This is a genomic window from Sediminicola sp. 1XM1-17 (genome assembly GCF_037203765.1).
GTDB lineage: Bacteria > Bacteroidota > Bacteroidia > Flavobacteriales > Flavobacteriaceae > Sediminicola.
The window spans coordinates 199,971-222,108 of sequence record NZ_JBBCAS010000003.1; the positions used below are offsets into that span (position 1 = coordinate 199,971).

Consider the following 22,138-nt stretch of genomic DNA (forward strand, 5'->3'; position numbering starts at 1 on the left):
TTAATAATGTGGTTAATCTCCCTATGATTCCCTTGGTGCAATGGTTTGTATAAGGTATAACCAATGGCAGTGCCAATACCCAATTCTGCAAGATTTATAAAGGTTAGAAAACTACCTAAGGTAGAAACGATACCCATAAATTCATCACCTAGGCCATCCAGAAAAATTTTTCGGGAGACGAATTGTGAAGTAATAAATAGGACGTGGAAAAATAAACCAACCTTTGCGTTCCTAATGGTATTGGCCAATCTAGACATATGATTGTCTTATAAATAATTGTTGTTCGATAGGGTGTGCGTTATCATCGTTTGGTAAATTATATGCAGGTAATTTGTGTATTATCATTTTAGGGAGACCTTACAAACGCGCATCCACCCGCTCTTTTACAATCCCTTTTACGTCATATAACACTCCGTTCTCCGAGAGCATGGCCCTAAGTTCCATTTTAAGGAATTCCTTATGTGCAACAGTTAAAACAACTGCATCATATTTTTTTGTAGGCGTTTCTTTGGTAGTATCCAAATTATATTCATGTTTAACTTCCTTCGGCGAAGCCCAAGGGTCATATACCGTCACCTCTGCACCATAACTCATTAAGTTGTTTATTACATCAACTGCCTTGGTGTTCCGAACGTCAGGACAGTTTTCCTTAAATGTGATGCCCAACACCAGTATTTTAGATCCTTTCACTTTAATGTCCCTTTGAACCATTAGTTTTACAACTTCTGAAGCAACATATTTGCCCATCCCATCATTCATGCGTCTCCCGGTCAGTATAATCTCTGGATGATATCCGAATTCTTGAGCTTTTTGTGCCAGATAATATGGATCTACTCCAATGCAATGTCCGCCTACAAGGCCTGGTTTAAAAGGTAGGAAATTCCATTTGGTGCCTGCAGCTTCCAATACTTCATGGGTGTCAATGTCCATAAGGTTAAATATCTTGGCCAATTCGTTTACAAAGGCAATGTTGATATCACGTTGTGAATTTTCAATGACCTTTGCCGCTTCTGCCACTTTAATACTGGGGGCTAAATGGGTGCCTGCCGAAATGATGGAGGCGTATAAATCGTTTACTTTCTTCCCAATTTCTGGAGTGGAGCCGGAGGTAACTTTCAGAATCTTCTCTACGGTATGCTCCTTATCGCCCGGGTTGATCCGTTCCGGGGAGTAACCAGCAAAAAAATCCTGATTAAATTTAAGCCCACTTATCCGTTCCAGCACAGGTACGCATTCATCTTCGGTAGCTCCAGGGTATACTGTAGATTCATAGACTACGATGTCCCCTTTCTTCAAGACCTTGCCTACGGTCTCACTGGCCTTGTACAGCGGTGTTAGAACAGGCCTATTGGTAGAATCCACAGGGGTGGGGACGGTTACTATATAATAGTTACAATCCGCTATATCATCTAAGTTATCAGTACAAAACAGACCGGTTTTCATCTGTGGCGTTTCACATAAAACAGCTTGTAACACTTCGTCTTCCACTTCCAGGGTACTATCTGTCCCTGTCTTAAGTTCTTTAATCCTATTTTGGTTAATATCAAAGCCTATGGTTGCGTATTTGGTTGCGAACAGACGGGCCAAGGGAAGGCCTACATAGCCCAACCCTATTACTGCAATCTTATTTTTAGTCATTTTCTTAATTTATATGTATTACTTTAAATTTTTCCAATACCACTTAACTGCTTCTTTAAGACCCGTTTCAATATTAAATTGGGGATCGTACCCTAATAAGGTTTTGGCTTTATCTATGGAGGCAAGGGAGTGTGGGACATCTCCTTGGCGGTTTGGACCATAATGCACCTCTACTTGTGCGATTTTAGGGTCAAATTCGCTTAGGTATTCTTTTAAAAGGCCTACCAACTGTTTTAAATCTGTACGTTCCCCATAGGCCACATTGTAAACTGTATTGATTGCGTCTTTGTTAGGGGTATGGATTGCCCTAAGGTTCATTTGTACTACGTTGTCTATGTATGTGAAATCTCTGGAATAACTTCCATCGCCATTGATAATCGGTGACTCATGGTTCATAAGTTGCATTACAAATTTTGGTATTACGGCGGCGTAGGCCCCATTGGGATCTTGTTTCCGTCCAAAAACATTAAAATAACGCAACCCAATAGTCTCCAAACCATAGGTCTTACTGAAAATTTCGGCGTATAATTCGTTTACATATTTAGTAATAGCGTAGGGGGAGAGGGGTTTGCCAATTACGTCTTCCACCTTGGGAAGGCCTTTGCTATCCCCATATGTAGAGGAGCTTGCGGCATATACAAAGCGTTTAACCTTGGCATCCCGCGCAGCTACCAGCATGTTTAAAAATCCGGAAACATTTACCGCATTGGAGGTAATAGGGTCGTTGATCGACCTGGGTACGGATCCCAAAGCCGCCTGGTGCAATATAAAATCCACTCCTTCACAGGCTTTTTGGCAATCCTCCAGGATTCTTATATCGCCTTCTATTAATTTAAACTTCGAATTAGGCAGTAAATGGGCAATATTCTCTCGTTTCCCGGTAGCAAAATTATCCAAACAAGTTACAACATTGCCATTTTTTAAAAGTGCTTCACAAAGGTTGGAGCCAATAAAACCTGCACCACCTGTAATAAGTATAGATTTATTCGGGTCTAAATTTATATCCATTATCGACATTTATAATTTTTTAGGATTTGATAAATAATTTTGGGGTGTAAAATTATTTTTTTTTTAACTTAAGTTAGATAACTAAACGATTTTAAATCTTTTCGGTCATGATCAAATGGTTGTCAAATATTGTAATAGCCTTTATACCAATCAATAAATTCTGAAACGCCTTCTTTTATAGAGGTATCGGGACTATAGTTATAATCTTGGATCAGATCATCCACATTGGCCCACGTTCTTGATACATCCCCAGGTTGCATTGGGAGCATATTTTTTTGGGCCTCAACACCAATTTTTTCTTCTATGGATTCTATAAAATCGGTCAGTTTTACGGTATTATTGTTCCCTATGTTATAGATTTTATAGAGGGGCCTTTCTTTCCTTTTGTCGATGGATTCAATTAATATTCGTTCAATTCCCTCAACAATATCGTCGATATAGGTAAAATCCCGCTCCATGTTCCCATGGTTGAAAACATCTATAGGCTTGTTTTTGATGATAGCATCGGTAAAAAGAAACAAAGCCATGTCCGGTCTTCCCCATGGCCCATATACCGTAAAGAACCGCAGTCCTGTGGTTGGTATTCCAAACAAATGACTGTATGTATGTGCCATCAGTTCATTACTCTTTTTACTGGCGGCATATAAGCTAATAGGGTGGTCTACATTGTCTGTTGTGGAAAAAGGAACTTTTTTATTCAATCCATAAACACTACTGCTGCTGGCATAGACCAAATGTTCAATTTGATGGTGCCTGCAGCATTCCAATAGGTTTACAAAGCCTACAATATTGCTATCAACATAGGCAGACGGGTTCTCAAGACTGTAACGAACCCCGGCCTGTGCAGCAAGATTACAAACGACATTGAATTTTTCTTTTTCGAAGAGTTTTGATAGATTCTCCTTATCTTCCAAGCTTAAACGAACAAAAGTAAATTTTTCGCCATGCTTTTTGCCTTGGCAACTATTTAAATCGATCTCAGCCCCTTCCTTGTCAATGCCCAACTCTTTTAACCGCCCATATTTAAGGCCTTGATCGTAATAGTCATTAATGTTGTCAATACCAATAACTGTAAATCCCTTGTTTAAAAGGGATTCGCAAAGATGGTAGCCTATGAATCCGGCTGCTCCGGTTACTAATATTTTCAAGATTGTCCAATTTTATAAAATTCAAATCCTTTGGCCTTCATGGTTTCTGAATCCAAAATTCTTCGTCCGTCAAAAACGAAGGCGGGTTTCAACATATTGTTGTGTATTTTGTCCCAGTCATAGGTTTTAAATTCATCCCATTCCGTTAATATGGCAATGGCATGTGCATCTTCTGTTGCCTTAATCGGTTCTTTGACCACTTTCAAGAGCCTTCTGTTTTCTTCTGGAGATCTGGTGTTCAAATAATCCAGATCGGCATAAATTGTTTTTTCGGAAACTTTTGGATCGTAGACAACAATTTCAGCTCTTTCCTCCAATAAGGCATCCGCAACATAGATTGCAGCCGATTCCCTTGTGTCATTGGTGTCCTTTTTAAAGGCCCAGCCATAGAATACAATTTTTTTGCCGGAAACGGTATTGTAAAGCGTGGAAATAATATTTTCGGCAAAACGTCTTTTTTGGTAATCATTCATGATGATGACCTGTTCCCAATAATCGGCAACTTCCTGAAGACCAAAACTCCTGGCAATATACACCAGGTTTAGAATATCTTTCTGGAAACAAGACCCTCCAAATCCTACGGATGAGTTTAAAAATTTGGATCCAATCCTACTGTCATATCCTATGGCTCTAGAAACCTCGGCCACATTGGCGTCTGTACGCTCGCACAAGGCAGAGATAGAGTTGATTGAAGAGACTCTTTGCGCCAAAAAGGCATTCGCTACCAATTTGGAAAGTTCTGAAGACCACACATTGGTCTGTAAGATACGTTCTTTGGGCAACCAATGTTCGTAAATGGCACTTAGGGTATCCTTTGCCCTTTGGCCAGACGGAGTATCGTCACCTCCAATCAATACGCGATCTGCATTCATCAAATCGTCAACAGCAGTTCCTTCCGCCAAAAATTCCGGATTGGAAAGGATTTCGAAATTTACGCCATTACCGGTATTTTCCAGTATACTTTTTATTGCACCGGCGGTTCTAACGGGAAGTGTCGATTTTTCAACAACAATCTTATCTGTTTTGGCAACTTTGGCTATGTTACGGGCACAAAGCTCAATATACTTAAGATCGGCAGCCTGTCCTTTTCCCTTTCCATAGGTCTTGGTAGGCGTATTTACCGATATGAAAATAATATCTGCCTCTTCTATGGCTTTGTCAACTTCCGTTGAAAAGAAAAGGTTCTTGTTTCTGGTAGTGGCAATGATTTCTTTTAAACCTGGTTCATAGACTGGTAAATTGTCCAGATCCTCATCGTTCCATTGGTTTATCCTGTTTTCATTTATATCCACTACAGTGACCTGAATTTCTGGGCACTGATTGGCAATCACGGACATGGTTGGACCGCCAACATATCCGGCTCCAATGCAACATATTTTTGTAGTATTTTTCATTTTACTTACGTGCTTTTCTAAGAAGGGATCAAAGATGACAAATATAATTCTTTAGAGGTGAATATTGTCGTTAAAAGGCATATTTATAGGATTTGGGAATTAGTCCGGAAACAACGTTTGTCATTCTTTTTGCGATATTTTACTGTATCTGTCCGTTGACCGATTATTTTAATGCTTGAACGAATTAAACTGCCATTTTTGACCTTAACTGTGGGCATTGGTTATTTTTGGAGTACCAAATATTACTAAAATTAGAAAAGGACTTTGATGACCCAGACAAAAATATGGCTTTCTTCCCCTCACATGGGTGTGAACGAACAACGTTATGTGCAAGAAGCGTTCGATACCAATTGGGTAGCTCCTTTAGGCCCTAACGTGGATCTGTTCGAAGCAGCAATTCAGGATTACGTGGATAACAATATCCATGTTGCGGCGTTGAGCTCTGGAACCGCTGCCATTCACTTGGCATTGGAGATCTTGGGTGTTACAAAAGGGGATGAGGTGATTTGCCAGAGCTTTACTTTTTCAGCATCGGCAAATCCAATAAAATATTTAGGGGCCAATCCTGTTTTTGTGGATAGCGAAAGGGATACATGGAATATGTCTCCCATTTTATTGGAAAAGGCTATTCTGGATCGATTGGATAATGGTATTAAACCCAAAGCAATTGTTGCGGTACACTTATACGGTATGCCCTACAAGGTAACGGAAATTAGAAAAGTAGCGGATTCCTATGGCATCCCTATAGTGGAAGATAGCGCGGAGGCGTTGGGAAGTAGGTATAAAGGTGAAAATTGTAGCTCTTTTGGTGATATTGGGATACTTTCTTTTAATGGCAACAAAATCATTACGACCTCAGGTGGTGGTGCCTTGACGGCGAAAAACCTTGATACCAAGAAACGGGCTGTGTTTTTGGCAACCCAGGCTCGGGATAATGCTCCGCATTACCAACATTCGAATATTGGTTACAATTATAGAATGAGCAATGTGCTTGCCGGAATAGGGCGGGGGCAAATGGAAGTGTTGTCCGACAGGGTTGAGGCACGCAGAGCAAACTATGAGTTTTACAAATCCAGATTGGGACATGTAAAAGAAATTGAATTTTTGGAAGAACCTGAAGGATTTTACTCGAACCGTTGGCTGACATGTATTTTGACGCCTTCATTTGAAATCAGGGAAATGATCCGTATGGCTTTATTGGAGGAGGATATAGAATCCAGACCTTTATGGAAGCCTATGCACTTGCAACCTGTATTTGAGAAAGCCCTGCACTTTAGTGATGGTACCTCAGAGGATTTATTTGAAAGAGGATTGTGTTTGCCAAGTGGATCCAATTTGGAAAAAAGCGATTTGGAACGTATAGTTTCTTTGATAATACAAAAACTAGCGAAATGATAAAAAATTACTTGGTTAGCAACGCACATAGATACGCATCCAAATGGTTGGTATTGGCTATTGATGTTTTTTTGATATCGGTAGCATTTGTTATGTCCTATTTTATTCGATTTAATTTGACATTCGAATTTGATATCGAGAAACTGATCATGCAATTCCCAGTGGTCACCATTATTTCCACTATCGCCTTTTTGGTTATAGGTTCCTATAAAGGGGTGGTAAGACATACTGGTGTGCGGGACGTGTACAATATCTTTAACGCTATCTGTCTCTCCAGTATCATAACTATATTTTTGGTGATTCTGAACAGGCAATATGATTTATTGGAAGGATTTACTATCCCATTATCCATTATCATCATTCATAGTCTTATTGGTTTTATCTTATTGGTAGCTTCTCGTTATGTATTTAAAACAAGCTATGACAATTTGGTAAAGAAGTTTAAAGTCACCAAAAACGTATTGATATTCGGGGCTGGTGAATCTGGAATACTTACGTATAATGCCCTTTCTGCCTCTACCAGTAGTAGGGCAAGAGTAGTGGGTTATGTAGACGAAGATGCTAAAAAAATTGGGAAAAGTATCAATGGAATTGCGGTTTATGGTCCTGAAGATTTAACCGAATTCTTTGTGGATAAAAAGGATATCTCTGAAATTATCTTTTCCATACACAATATTTCGAACAACAAACTAAGAGAGCTTGTTCAAAGCTTGGTGGACCTTCCTGTGCAGGTGAAGATTGTACCACCTGTGGAAGACTGGATCAATGGGGAATTGAATGTCTCCCAAATAAAACAGGTTCAAATTGAAGATTTATTGAATAGAGTGCCTATAGATATTAAAAAGTCCAAAGTATCGGATGAACTGAAAGATCAGGTGATTTTGGTAACTGGAGGTGCTGGCTCTATTGGTAGTGAAATTGCCAGGCAAATTGCCCATTATGAGTATAAATCTTTAATCATTATAGATCAGGCGGAATCTGCCCTGTACGATCTGCAACAAGAATTGAAACAAAACGGTTTTCATAATTTTGTCCCTATCGTTGGTGATATAAGGGATAAAAATAGGATGAATGAATATTTCCAGGAATTTAAGCCTACCATGGTGTTTCATGCTGCGGCCTACAAGCACGTTCCGTTAATGGAGTATAATTCCTATGAGGCCATAAAAATTAATGTTGCGGGAACCAAGAATATTGTGGACCTATCCATGAACCACAATGTAGATAAGTTTGTCTTTGTTTCTACAGATAAAGCCGTGAACCCAACCAATGTAATGGGGGCTACCAAACGTATTGCTGAAATGTACATCAGTTGTATGCAGCAGGAAAATAAAACCAAATTCATTACTACCAGATTTGGCAATGTTCTTGGCTCAAACGGATCAGTTATTCCATTGTTCAAAAAGCAAATTGAAAAAGGAGGTCCGTTAACTGTAACGCACAAGGAAGTTACTAGGTTTTTTATGACCATCCCAGAAGCATCACAGTTGGTATTGGAAGCGGCAGCCATGGGTACTGGTGGAGAGATATTTATATTTGATATGGGAGAGTCCGTAAAAATATTCGATCTCGCCAAGAATATGATCAAATTGTCAGGACTTAAATACCCAGATGATATAGACATCAAAATAACAGGTTTACGCCCAGGTGAAAAGTTGTACGAGGAATTATTGGCCAATGGTGAAAATACGCTTCCAACATATCACAAAAAGATAATGATTGGAAAAGTGAGGGAATTGGATTACACTAAAATCAGATCCAAAATTGAGGAGCTGTGTGTTACCAATATGTTCTTCAATGCCAATACGGTACCATTAATGAAGGAAATAGTTCCTGAATTTGTATCTAACAACTCAGAGCTTTGTAAACTTGATTCTAAAAAAGACCATAAAAAAGGAGGTGAAGGATCAAGGAAAATTTTGCAGTCCTAATTTTTCACTTTACTTTTATTTCTTAATCACCACTATATCCATGAAAAACCATTCTAGATTTACAATTATTTCATTAGTGCTTCTTGTTTTTATAATCTCATCTTGTGCCTCTAAAAAGGAAGTGGTGTATTTTCAAAATGCAAGCAGTTTTGAAACCCTGGTCAACAAGAACGATTTTAGTCCAAAGTTTAAAGTAGATGATTTGGTCAGTATTCATATTTCAACCTTGGATAATGAGGCCAGTGTGCCTTTCAATCTTTTTAGAGGAGCATCTGAAGGGGGAATCAGGCCTGAGCAAGTAGATTATCTAATAGATCAAAATGGAGAAATTGATTTTCCTGTCATTGGGAAACTAAAAATTGCTGGATTATCTCCAGAGGAGGTGAGGGTATATTTAAGAAGCAAACTGTCTGATTATCTTAAAGATCCCATTATTAATATTCGTTTGCGAAATTTCACGGTTACCATTTTAGGGGAGGTTTCAAGACCAGGCACCTATCCAGTAAATGGAGAACGAATCACTATCTTGGAAGCATTGGGGCTTGCATCAGATCTTACGATTAAGGGAATGCGGGACAATGTTTTGGTAATTAGAGATTTTGATGGCACCAAAGTATATACAAGAATAGATTTAACAAAGAAAGAGGCTTTGAGTTCTCCAGTTTATTATTTGACTCAAAATGATGTTGTTTATGTAGAGCCTAATCAATCTGCCGTAACAGCGTCTAGTTTGGATAATAGAGCGACAATAGCTATTTCATTGGCTTCTTTGATCATTACCTCTACTATATTATTTATTACAAGAAATTAATTTATATCCCTAACAACCTTTACGTCCCGACATTATAGTATGGAAAAATATGATTTGAATGAAATTTTACAGACCTATACCAAACATTGGAAATGGTTTGTTCTATCTATAATATTTGCCATTGCATTTGCTTATGTTTATTTAAGGTATCAAGTTCCGCAGTATGAGGCTGTAGCTAAAATCCAAATTCTTGAGGATAAGAATTCAGGCTCTGGAATTGATTTGTTCCAGGAATTGGATATATTCTCAGGAGGTAAGAATAATGTAAAGGATGAAATTGAACTTTTAAATTCTAGGTCCAATTTTATTGAAGTGGTGAAGGAATTGGGTTTAAACACAAAAGTGGAGCTTTTGGGTAATATTAGAAACTCAGAGTTATATAATAATCCACCTATAAAATTGAATTTTATTATTCCAGATTCAACGTTTTATAATTCAAATTTTAGCTTCTATATTACAATAACATCTCCAACTACTTTTGGTTATAGTTTGGAAGAAGATGAACCGGAAAGAGTATTTGGTTTTGGGAAGAACATACCTTCACCTGTCGGCGATATGGTCATAACCCCAAATGGTGAAAAGTTTGAAGGGTTTACGAATAAAAGAATGAGGGTTACAGTTAACCCCATTTTTTTAGTGGCAAATAGTTTTCGAAAAAAAACTAATGTAATGGTTGCGGATGAATTTTCCAATATTTTAAATATTTCCCTGGAGGATCCTATCCAAGAAAAGGCTCGGGATATTATTGATGCTTTAATTAGAATATATAATAAGAATGATATAGAGGATAAAAAGATTATTGCCGATAGAACCTCAGAATTTATTAATGATAGAATCGCAGATATTTCCACAAATTTATCCAGTGTAGACCAGTCGGCCCAAGATTTTAAAACAGATAGGGGAGTTACCGATATAGCTGCAGAATCCAATATCAATTTAAATGTTGGAGTGGTAAACCAACAAGAGTTGGCCAATGCAAGGACCCAGTTAAATATAGCGGCTTCCATGATGGATATTGTCGAGAAACAAGATAGTTACGAGGTTCTACCAACAAATGTAGGATTATCGGATGCTACAGTAAATAGTACAACGGCCAAGTATAATGAGCTTGTCTTGGAAAGAAACAGGCTATTGAAAAGCTCCAATGAAAAGAACCCGGTCATTGTAAACTTGGACCAACAGATCAAAGGTTTGAAAAGCAGCATGAAGTCCAGCTTAAGTAGCACGGTCAATAATCTGGGCATGCAGGTGAATACCCTAAGTGGTCAACAAGCTATTTTTAATTCAAAAATTTACTCCGCCCCTAAGAATGAAAGGGCCTTAAGGGATATTACCCGTAAACAACAGACCACGGAATCCTTATATTTGTATCTATTGCAAAAGAGGGAAGAATCACAAATTGCGGTTGCCTCATCTGCTCCTAAATCCAAAGTTGTCGATTTTGCATATAACTCGAGTGAGTATCCTGTTTCACCTAAAAAAAACATTGTCTACTTAGCATCATTTTTTCTAGGTTTTTTGATTCCCTTCTCTATCATCTATGCGAGGGATCTATTGGATAATAAAGTGCATAATATGCATAGTTTGGAAAAAAAGGCCAAGGAAATTCCTGTTCTTGGGGAGCTTCCTAAATTATCCAAGAAAGATCAAAAACTTGTTATTAAGGAGGATCGATCAATTTTAGCAGAGTCTTTGCGTATAATTAGAACCAATTTGGATTATCTGATTAAGACAAAAAGAGCCCAATCTGGAAATAACAATATCATTTATGTAACTTCCAGCGTACCTGGTGAGGGAAAGACATTCCTTTCCTCCAACCTAACTATGATATTGGCCAGTACCAATAAAAAAGTATTGTTGGTAGGCGCGGATATACGTAATCCTAAATTGTATTCCTTTTTCACATCAAACGATTCGGATAATTTAAACCCAAAGAATCCTAAAAGTAGGGATTTGGGTCTGACCGAATTTTTATTCGATGAATCGGTAACGGTATCAGATATCATCAATCCAATGAAAGTGTACCAAAATACGATTGATGTCATTTATTCGGGTAAGATACCGCCGAACCCTTCGGAGCTATTGATGAGTAAGCGTCTAAAAGATCTTTTTTCAAAAATTTCTGATGACTATGATTACGTAATCGTGGATACTGCTCCATTGATGGTTGTCTCTGATACCATGTTGATCAGTGAATATGCCAATCACTTGATTTACGTTACCAGAGCAGGTGTTACCGAGGAAAAGGCTATAGAATTTCCTATAAAACTTCAAGAGGAAGGTAAAATTAAAGGACTTTGCTTTGTTGTAAATGATGTTAAGGCTTCCAACTTGGGCTATGGCGGTAAATATGGCTATGGCTACGGCAAGAGTCTTAAAAAGTGGTGGAGGTTTTAAGAGGTGAGCATAATTTTTAGTGTTGGAAGTATTAAAATTCCCCATTCCAACGAATCCTTTTGACCCTATCAAAAATAAAATTAACCCTTTCGACATGTAGATTTTAAGCTATATTTCGAAAGGGTTTCTCATTAAGTATTTTATCGAGAATCCTTACTAGTTAAACGAGTATTGCTCATGGTAATGGCTTCTTTCATGGTATTCAAATATCTTTGCATTTAGTGAGATTTTTTTCATTTGCAAAAATGGAATCGCTATAGATCAAATAATTATGATGAAAAACTACGCTATTGCTAAAAGAAGGTTATTATTATGTTTGTTTTTGACTTTTTCTTTTTACGGAATTAGTCAAAGCTTTAATGCCTCCGGTCTTATTGGGGAAAACTTAGCCAACCCAACCTCTTTGGATTTTGGACCCAATGGTAAACTTTATGTTACCCAGCAAGATGGAACTTTATTGGAATATACTGTAGCAAGGGATAACGCCCCTGCGGGAAGTGGTGCCTATAGTGTAAGCAGTTCTGCAACAATAAATATTATCAAGACAGGAGTTCCCAATCATAATGATGACGGTACTGTAAATACAGCAAATACAAGACAGGTTACTGGAATAATGACAGCAGGTACTGCTTCCCAACCCGTACTTTATGTGAGTTCTTCCGATTCTCGTATAGGGGGCGGCCCTTCTACGGGAGATACAAATTTGGATACCAATTCTGGTGTTCTTTCTCGATTGACATGGAACGGTAGTACTTGGGATAAGGTAGATCTGGTACGTGGTTTGCCGCGTTGTGAGGAAAATCATTCTACGAACGGAATGGATATGTTCCAATTAAATGGTAATACCTTTTTGTTGCTGCAACAGGGAGGTAACACAAATAGAGGGGCGCCTAGTAATAATTTTGCAGGTACCTCGGAAACCTATTTATCGGGAGCACTATTAATTATCAATCTGACCCAATTGGAACAAATGGAAGCTGCCAATGGTGGTCCATATGTTGATACCAGACAGGGTTCTACCAAGTATATTTATGATCTTCCAACCTTGAATGATCCTACTAGGGCAGATATTACAAATGCCAGCCCAAACTTCCCTTATTCGGCAGGTCATCCATTATATAACGCAACAATTGACATTGGAGATCCTTTTGGAGGAAATGATGGGCTTAATCAGGCTTTTGTTGAGCAAGGTGGACCAGTACAGATATTTTCCCCTGGGTATCGTAATGCTTATGATGTTGTAATTACTGCAGATGGTAGGATTTATTCTGGAGACAATGGTCCAAACACAACTTGGGGTGGACTACCTGTAATATATACCAGTGCCGGCAATAAGAAAGGGAACCAGTCCACTACAACCTATGATCCGGCAAATGGAGATTATGTCACCAATGAATTTAATGAATCTGGAAGTACAGGACATGGGGATGCTTTGCATTTTGTTGGAACAATCAATGATGCCAACGGTACCTATTATGGAGGACATACCGCACCTATTAGGGCGTTTCCTTCCAGGGCTGGTGTTGTAACCCATGAATATAATGGCTCAGCTTGGGTTGTAGATAATTCATTTAATTTCGAGAACCTTCTTGGAGGAGTAACAGGATACTTTAATACAAGTTTTTCCATCACCGACTTTCCCGATGATCCAAGACAAGGTGAAAACTTGGCTGCTGCTATTGCCAGCCCGAAGGTTAATATACTGGACATTGTAAATTCTTCCACCAATGGGATGTGTGAATATACAGCGAGTAATTTTGGAGGTGCTATGTTTGGAGATCTATTAACGGCATCTTTTAATGGAAAAATTAATAGGTATGAGCTAAATGCAGCTGGAGATGCGCTTTTGGCAAAAAATAATTCATTCTTAGACGGCTTTGGTTCCACACCATTGGATATTATAGCCCAAGGTGATGAGGATCCTTTTCCCGGTACCATATGGGCGGCAACTTATGGTGCAGATAATATAACCATTTTTGAACCAACAGATTTTGGGGCCTGTCCCCAACCTGGAGATGCAGGCTACGATCCTTTGGCAGATAACGATTCTGACGGCTATACGAACCAAGATGAAATAGACAATGGAACCAATATCTGTTCGGGAGGGAGCAAACCAACCGATAACGATGGTGACTTCGTTTCTGACCTTAACGACCCCGATGATGACAATGACGGAATTTTGGATGTATCTGATGCCTTTGCAATTGATGCAACTAATGGTACGTCTTTAAATTTACCGGTGCAGTATCCCTTCTGGAACAATGACCCTGGAACAGGATTTTTTGGGCTTGGATTTACCGGATTAATGTTAGATCCTACTGGTGCTACCGATTATCTCAATCAATATGATCCTGAAAATCTTTCCTTTGGTGGAGCTGGTGGGAAGGCCACTATTGATGCCGTAGATGAGGGGAATGCCCTTGAAGGGGCCAATACACAGAACAATGCATTCCAGTTTGGGGTCAATGTGGATACAAATTCGGCACCCTTTACTGTCCATGCAAAAATAGAAACTCCTTTTTCTGGTAACCCACCAACGGATTTTCAATCTTATGGGATATATATCGGGAACGGGGATCAAGACAACTATTTAAAAGTTGCCCTAATGGATGGAACCACCAATGGTGATGGTATTGATGGTTTTGAAGTAATACTTGAAAATGGGGGTGTAGTAACCTCACAAAATACTTTTGACGTCCCCGGTCTTATACAGGCGTCGTCTGCCGATATTTATATAAGTATTGATCCATCCTTGAATACGGCACAACCATATTACTCTATTGATGGAGGGGAAACAATTATGGTGTTGGGCAGTCCTATTAATTTGCCTGCTAGCTTCTTGGATCCCAACGATTCGTTTGGAATGGCAGTCGGAATCATTGGTACTTCGGCCGGACCTGGAGATGAATTTACAGCAACTTGGGATTTTATAAATATAACCGAAAATGGCCCTCCCAATTTAACTTTTGAACCAAATCCTTTAGATTTTGGCACCTTGGCCACAAACTCAGGAGAGGCACAATTGATAGCTGAAGTGAGAAATGGGGGTGGACCGGCAACGGGCAGTATCCAGGTTACAGACATATCATTCACAGGTTCAGATGCAGCTTTGTTCTCCAATAACTCAACCCTGCCAATTATAGTTGGTGCCGGGGGAACAAAAACATTGCCAATCAGTTTTTTTCCAGATTCCAATGCTGGAAGCAAATCAGCCAATATTGTTATTACCCACACTGGGGTGAATTCCCCACTGACCGTGCCTCTAACGGCTATTTTGACCGACATTGTTGTTGTCGCAAGGGTTAATGCCGGAGGGAATGGCGTTACGGCAAATGATGGAAATTTGGATTGGGAGTTCAATGGGGCTACAGGTGCCTATACAGGTACTACTTACAATGTAAATACCGGCTCCATTACCACGGGGAATTTGGTATATGCCAATAGGGACGCTTCAATTCCTCCTTATATTTCCGAAACTACCTTTGATGCCTTATTTCTCAATGAAAGATTTGATGAAGCTGCTGATCCGGAAATGTTGTTCAATTTTCCAATAGGAAATGGGCTTTATCAGGTAAATCTCTTTATGGGAAATAGTTTTTCAGGTACCAGTGCTGTAGGACAACGCGTTTTTGATGTCCATTTGGAGGGTGTAGCCGTACAGGAAGATATTGACTTAATCAGTGAATTTGGACACCAAGTAGGGGGTGTGCTTTCCTTTATTGTGCCTGTTTCTGATGGGACATTGAATATTGAATTTTTACACCAGTTGAATAAAAACAATCCTTTAATCAATGCCATTGAAATTTTGGATGTGTCCAATAAAGACATCGCATTTGGGATTTTCCCCGTAGAGGATCAATTAACTGTTGCCGGAAAATCAGTTGCTGTAGAGGTCAATGCTTACGGAGGTGATTCAAATGAGCCAGTGGTTTATAGTATATCTGGTCAACCCTCAGGCTTGTCAATAGATAGCGCTACTGGAATAATATCTGGAATAGCAGATGCAAGCGGAATTACTGGCGGGCCTAATGGTGATGGGATTCATACGGTAACAGTTACTGCAAGTAAAAATGGATCCTCTGATGTGCAGACCCAATTTACGTGGACTGTTACTCCTTTCTCAAGTTATAGAATAAATTCGGGAGGTAATCTGGTGATTGCCACCGATGGAGAAACCAATTGGGAGTCCAATAATGTTTCTGGGGCTTCTTCCTCCGAAAACTACTCTGTGAATACAGGAATAATTACCAATTCGGGGCTTCAATATACAAATAGACACGCCTCTATACCTACATATATTTCTCAATCTGTATTTAATGCCCTTTTTTCACAAGAACGATATGATGTAGCTAGTGGTCCAGAAATGGAGTATCAGATTCCGTTGTCCAACGGAAATTATACTGTAAACCTTTATTTAGGAAATAGTTTTTCTGGAACAAGTCAAATTGGCCAACGAGTTTTTGATGTGCTAATAGAAAATACCGTAGTTAAGGATAATTTGGATCTTATTGCCGAATTTGGACATTTGGCAGGAGGGATGCTCAGTTTCGAAGTCACCCTGACAGATGGTGTTTTAAATATAGGATTTGGACACGTAGTAGAAAATCCTCTGATCAATGCGATAGAGATTTTAAGTTCTACGGGAGAGGTAGTTGACTTTGAAATTATACCGATAGCAGATCAATCCAATGTTGTGGGCCAAACAGTTTCGGTTTCTACAAGTACTACCGGAGGAGATCCCAATGAAAGTGTGTCGTATGCTATAACAGGTCAACCACAAGGAATAAGTATAAATACGGCTACCGGATTAATTACAGGGACGTTACCAGCAACAGCTGCTTTAGAAGGACCTAATGGTGATGGAATATACAATGTTACAGTAAGTGCGAGTAAAACAGGTTCTCAAGATGTACAGACACAGTTTATTTGGACTGTATCCAGCTTTACTACTTATAGGATAAATGCTGCAGGTGCCTTGGTAGTAGCATCAGATGGCGATACCGACTGGGAAGCCAATGACACATCAGGAGCTTTTACCAGCCAAAATTACAGTGTAAATACAGGTGTTATTTTAAATGCGAACTTGCAATATGCTAATAGGGATGCTAGTATTCCTGCTTATATAGACCAATCTACATTTAACGCCTTATTCGCCCAAGAACGCTACGACACTCCAAGCGGGGAGGAGATGGAATTTGTGATACCATTGCTCAATGGAAATTATGAAGTGAATATTTATTTAGGCAATAGTTTTGCTGGAACAAATACAGTGGGAGATCGAATTTTTGATATTGAAATAGAAGGTACTATGGTACGTGATAATTTGGATTTGATTTCAGAGTTTGGACATCAGGCAGGAGGAATGCTCTCTTTTCCAGTTTCTGTGCAAGATGGAAATCTCAATATTCGATTTTTACATGAAGTGGAAAACCCTTTGGTGAATGCCATTGAAATACGAGTTGATAATTCACAGTATCCTCCTATTTTTATAGATCCTATAGCCGATCAGGATAATCAAGTCGGAGAATCCAGCACAATTTCCGTAGGTGCTAGTGGAGGTGATCCCAATGCTAATTTTACCTATAGCATTAGTGGACAACCAGTTGGAATAAATATTGAACCTACCAATGGTCAAATATTTGGAACAATTAATGCCGATGCCTCTGAAGGTGGGCCCAATGGAGATGGAATTCATCTGGTTACTGTTGTGGTGACCAAACCTGGTTCTCAGGCAGTAAGTGTAAGCTTTAATTGGACAGTAGGGTATCAATGGATAAACAAAGATGAGGATGAGAATTATACCGCTAGACATGAGAATTCTTTTGTTCAGGCTGGGAATAAATTCTACTTAATGGGAGGTCGTGAAAATGCCAAAACCATTGATATCTATGATTATACTACCAATACTTGGACCTCTCTACAGGATTCTGCGCCTTTTGAATTTAATCACTTCCAGGCAACAGAGTATCAAGGATTGATTTGGGTTATTGGAGCATTTAAAAGTAATAACTACCCGAATGAAGTACCTGCAGATTTCATATGGGCTTTTGACCCTTCTACGAATGAATGGATTCAGGGACCCGAAATACCTGCAGGAAGAAAACGCGGTTCAACTGGTTTGGTGGTACACAATAATAAATTCTACATCATTGCTGGAAACACTAATGGACACAACCCGGGATATATTCCTTGGTTTGATGAATACGATCCTGCAACGGGAGTTTGGACGCCTTTAGGTGATGCGCCAAGAGCAAGAGATCATTTCCATGCTTCTGTAATTGACAATAAGCTTTATATCGCCGGAGGACGCTTATCGGCATTTCCAAATAATGTGTTTAACCAAACCATTGCGGAGGTTGATGTATATGATTTTGCTAGTGGAACATGGAGCACCCTACCTTCAGGCCAAAACTTGCCAACACCTCGTGGTGGTGCTGCTGTAGCCAATATCAATGATAAATTGCTTGTCATTGGAGGGGAAGTTCAGAATCAGGATGTATATGGAGTCCAAACAACGGATGCATTAAAGATTACCGAACAGTACAATCCGGTAAATGGTACTTGGACCCGTTTGGCTGATCTTAATAACGAAAGGCACGGGACCCAAGCCATCGTTTCTGGTAATGGAGTCTATATATTAGGTGGTTCACCTAACCTTGCTGGCGGCAATCAGAAAAATATGGAGTATCTGGGAGCAGATAATGCTACGGGAGTTGCCAGTATTGCCAGTGAATTGGTTGCCCCATCCCTAATCGATATTTCTGAAGGGTCACAAAGGGATATCATATTAAATGCTGAAGATGGTAATATTGGTGTTTTTATACGTTCCATGGAACTTTCTGGACCGGATGCTGCCGATTTCAGTATTGATGCGGGGAATTTGACAAACTTTTTAATCGCTGCACAAGGTCAACATACGATCACTGTTGGACTGACCGGAACAGGAACTGGTAGAAGTGCAACCCTTACCATAAATTATGGAACTACCTCAACCTTAGAAATTCAATTGACAACCGATAATACGGCACCTGTGGTTACCAATCCTGGTACTCAATATAATAATGAAGGGGATTCCGTTGCTTTACAGATCGTTGCCAATGATGCTAGTAGCAACCTGAGCTATAGTGCCACAGGCCTGCCACCGACCCTTACTATCGATCCAATAACAGGGCTTATTTCAGGAACGGTTTCAGAAGGAGGTACAGGGAATGGAGCTTTTCAGGAAGAGAATGGTTTGGTTGTGATAGAAGCGGAATCTGCAACATTAGACCCTACCTGGAGTATAACAACTTTAGGTGGAGCAACGGGAATCATCGCAGGTTCTAATCATTTTAGTAATCAAAATGGAGGGACTCTGACCTATGATATAAATATTACTACGCCAGGGGTTTACCGATTTAATTGGAGAAGTTTCTACAGTGGTGGAAGCCCAACAGATGAAAACGACAATTGGCTTCGTTTTCCAAACAATGATGATGTATGGTTCTTTGGATTTAAGGGCACACCTGGCAGTGAAGCAAGTGTAATATCAAACTTGCAAGGAAGTCAAACGAATATCGTATTCCCTGGAGGTAGCTCTAGAGTTACACCTGCAACTACGCCCGAAGGAAGCTCAAGTAATGGATATTTAAAAATATATAGAAGTGGTGGCGCCTCACAAGTTTATAGTTGGCAAGCGTATACAAGTGATAATGATGCGCATAACATTTACGTATATTTTGTCAACCCAGGAACTTATCAAATGGAAGTATCCGAGCGTTCTGCTGGACACGCTATAGATAAAATGGCATTGTACAAGCTCGATGGAACAGCCTATTCTAATGCTCAATTAACAGCAGCACCAGAATCACCGATATCTCAAGGCACTAATGGAGCCGCTGACAATAGCCCATACAATGTGCAAGTAGTTGTGGAGGACGATGCGAATCCAGCAGGATCTTCAACGATCGACTTTCAATGGATAATAGGGGAGGCAGGAAATCCTTTGGCTGTAGCCAGTGCCATTCCATTAAGTGGAGATGTACCCTTGGAAGTTAGTTTTACAGGAAGCGATTCTACAGATGATGTGGGGATTGTAAGTTATGCTTGGGATTTCAAGGATGGTAATACATCGACTGAAGCAGATCCATTGCACATATTTACTTCTGCAGGGACATATGATGTGACTTTGACGGTTACAGATGGTGATGGTAATACTGGATCTACAACAATAACGATTCAAGTCAACGACCCGGCTAATGAGGCACCTGTGGCCGTAGCAACTTCGGATGTGTCCAATGGTGATGCGCCATTGACCGTGGCATTTACAGGAAGCAACTCCACGGACGATGTGGGTGTTACGAGCTATCTATGGGATTTTGGCGACGCCGCTGGAAGTACTTCCACAGAGGCAGATCCAAGCTTTGTCTTTACCGAGGCAAACACCTATACCATTACCTTGACTGTAACAGATGGCGAAGGGCTTACAAATAGTACCACTTTGGAAATCACCGTCAATGTTCCCAATGAAGCACCAGTGGCAGTGGCTACTTCGGATGTGTCCAATGGTGATGCTCCATTGACCGTGGCCTTTACGGGAAGCAACTCTACTGATGATGTAGGGGTTGTAAGTTATCTATGGGATTTTGGCGATGCTGCTGGAAGTACATCGATGGATGCAGACCCGAGTTTCGTATTTACCGAAGCTGGAGTATTTACAGTTACATTGACCGTTACCGATGAAGAGGGCTTGACCAGTTCTACCACCTTGGAGATCACGGTGAACGCACCTAATGAGGCACCCGTGGCCATAGCCACTTCGGATGTAACGAGTGGTGATGCGCCCTTGATCGTGGCCTTTACGGGGAGCAACTCAACGGATGATGTTGATATAACGAGTTATCTATGGGATTTCGGCGATGCCGCAGGAAGTACGTCCAGCGAGGCAGACCCTAGCTTTACATTTACTGAGGCAGGCACTTATACCGTTTCTTTGACCGTCACAGATGAAGAAGGGCTTACAGGTACTGCCACCTTGGAAATCATCGTCAATGCTCCCAATGGTGCACCTGTGGCTGTTGCTACTTCGGATGTGTCCAATGGTGATGCGCCATTGACCGTGGCATTTACGGGAAGCAACTCTACCGACGATGTTGGCATAGAAAGTTATTTATGGCAATTTGGAGATGCGGCTGGTAGTACATCTACAGAAGCTAATCCTAGTTTTGTATTCACGGAAGCGGGAGTATATACAGTTACGTTGACGGTTACAGATAATGATGGGCTTACCGACATGGCCACATTGGAGATTACAGTGAATGATCCTGTTGATCCCAACAATGAAGCTCCGGTAGCTGCAATTACAGCCAATCCTATCAATGGTATTGCACCTTTACCAGTACTCTTTAGTGCGGAAGATGCGACAGATGATAAAGGTATTGTCCGCTATGAATGGGACTTTAATGACGGAACAACTTCAACAGTTAGGACCAATAGTGCTGCATTTAGCCACACATTTGCCCAAGCAGGAATTTATATTGTTGTTTTGACAGTAACCGACGAGGAAGGATTAACTGGGACGGCAACAATAACAATAACTGTATCAGATACCAATGCGGCACCTAATGCGATTGCAACAGCGACACCGATGCAAGGAAGTGCTCCATTGGAAGTAACCTTTAATGGATCCTCATCTACTGATGATATTGGTATTCTATCTTATAACTGGGATTTTGGGGACGGGTCAACGTCTGCCGAAGCCGACCCTATCCATATCTACGATGCGGCGGGAGAGTATAATGTAGTGCTTACAGTTTCAGATGGAGAATTTACCGATACAGATACGTTGACCATTGTCGTGACAGAAAATATACCCAGTGAGGTTGGTAATTTTGAGGTCATTGTAGCACCTAATCCAGTGGTGGATGGTACTGCGAACATCATTATGGTAACTGAGCCAATAGACGATTTCATCACCTTGGTTTATTTGCACGATGCCAGCGGAAGGTATATCAGTGGTCATGTGGCCCAAACAATTTATGATGCAGGAAACTATAAGATACCTACCTACGGATTAAGAACGGGGATTTATTATGTGACCTTATTGACAGAAAAAGGCGATTCCCTTGGATTAAAGATCATGGTGAAAAATTAATTTTGATAATTTTAAATTTGTAAGGGCAAACCGATCTGGTTTGCCCTTTTTTTTGTGCCTAATTTTTATTTAAAAATATGGGCATGAGACCTTGTATTTCATCGATGAACTACCGCTTTTAATCGGAATACTTCTGGAATGTTTTTATACACCTTTTATTCTCAATAATTTAAGGTCTACAAAATCACTCCCCCCTTTTTTGTTCTGGATATCAGAAATATTAAAGTCTGATTATCAGTAGTTTATATCAATATTGTTTTTAATACGTCTTAGATTCTAATCCA

At 39.9% G+C, this 22,138-nt stretch carries 9 protein-coding genes; 5 read left to right on the forward strand and 4 right to left on the reverse strand.

Annotation, left to right across the window (positions count from 1 at the left end; translation table 11 throughout):
• Positions 1-357: 357 nt before the first annotated feature.
• From WAA86_RS06290 to WAA86_RS06305, 4 genes are all read right to left on the reverse strand, one after another.
• The gene (locus tag WAA86_RS06290) at positions 358-1,638 is read right to left on the reverse strand and encodes a nucleotide sugar dehydrogenase (protein WP_337300139.1); all 1,281 of its coding nucleotides are present in this window, start codon (positions 1,636-1,638) and stop codon (positions 358-360) included.
• A gap of 18 nt (positions 1,639-1,656) precedes the next feature.
• Positions 1,657-2,655: an SDR family oxidoreductase gene (locus WAA86_RS06295; RefSeq protein ID WP_337300140.1), complete on the reverse strand. Its 999-nt coding sequence runs from the start codon at positions 2,653-2,655 to the stop codon at positions 1,657-1,659.
• Positions 2,656-2,768: 113 nt separating this feature from the next.
• Complete coding sequence (locus WAA86_RS06300) at positions 2,769-3,794, reverse strand: NAD-dependent epimerase (RefSeq protein WP_337300141.1); 1,026 nt, start codon at positions 3,792-3,794, stop codon at positions 2,769-2,771.
• Positions 3,791-5,188, reverse strand: coding sequence for a nucleotide sugar dehydrogenase (locus WAA86_RS06305; protein ID WP_337300142.1), 1,398 nt, complete (start codon positions 5,186-5,188; stop codon positions 3,791-3,793). The genes WAA86_RS06300 and WAA86_RS06305 overlap by 4 nt, the downstream gene beginning before the upstream one ends.
• Before the next feature lie 267 nt (positions 5,189-5,455).
• Between WAA86_RS06305 and WAA86_RS06310 the strand changes: the two genes are divergently transcribed.
• The 5 genes from WAA86_RS06310 to WAA86_RS06330 all read left to right on the forward strand — a co-directional run bounded on the left by WAA86_RS06310 (position 5,456) and on the right by WAA86_RS06330 (position 21,854).
• Positions 5,456-6,583, forward strand: a complete 1,128-nt coding sequence (locus WAA86_RS06310) for a DegT/DnrJ/EryC1/StrS family aminotransferase (protein WP_337300143.1) — start codon at positions 5,456-5,458, stop codon at positions 6,581-6,583.
• Complete coding sequence (locus tag WAA86_RS06315) at positions 6,580-8,514, forward strand: polysaccharide biosynthesis protein (protein WP_337300144.1); 1,935 nt, start codon at positions 6,580-6,582, stop codon at positions 8,512-8,514. The genes WAA86_RS06310 and WAA86_RS06315 overlap by 4 nt, the downstream gene beginning before the upstream one ends.
• A 40-nt stretch (positions 8,515-8,554) precedes the next feature.
• On the forward strand, positions 8,555-9,325 hold the full coding sequence (locus tag WAA86_RS06320) for a polysaccharide biosynthesis/export family protein (RefSeq protein WP_337300145.1): 771 nt from the start codon (positions 8,555-8,557) through the stop codon (positions 9,323-9,325).
• A gap of 39 nt (positions 9,326-9,364) precedes the next feature.
• A complete protein-coding gene (locus tag WAA86_RS06325; RefSeq protein ID WP_337300146.1) occupies positions 9,365-11,722 on the forward strand; it encodes a GumC family protein in 2,358 nt (785 codons plus the stop codon).
• A 271-nt stretch (positions 11,723-11,993) separates the two neighbouring features.
• A complete protein-coding gene (locus tag WAA86_RS06330; RefSeq protein WP_337300147.1) occupies positions 11,994-21,854 on the forward strand; it encodes a PKD domain-containing protein in 9,861 nt (3,286 codons plus the stop codon).
• Positions 21,855-22,138 lie beyond the last annotated feature (284 nt).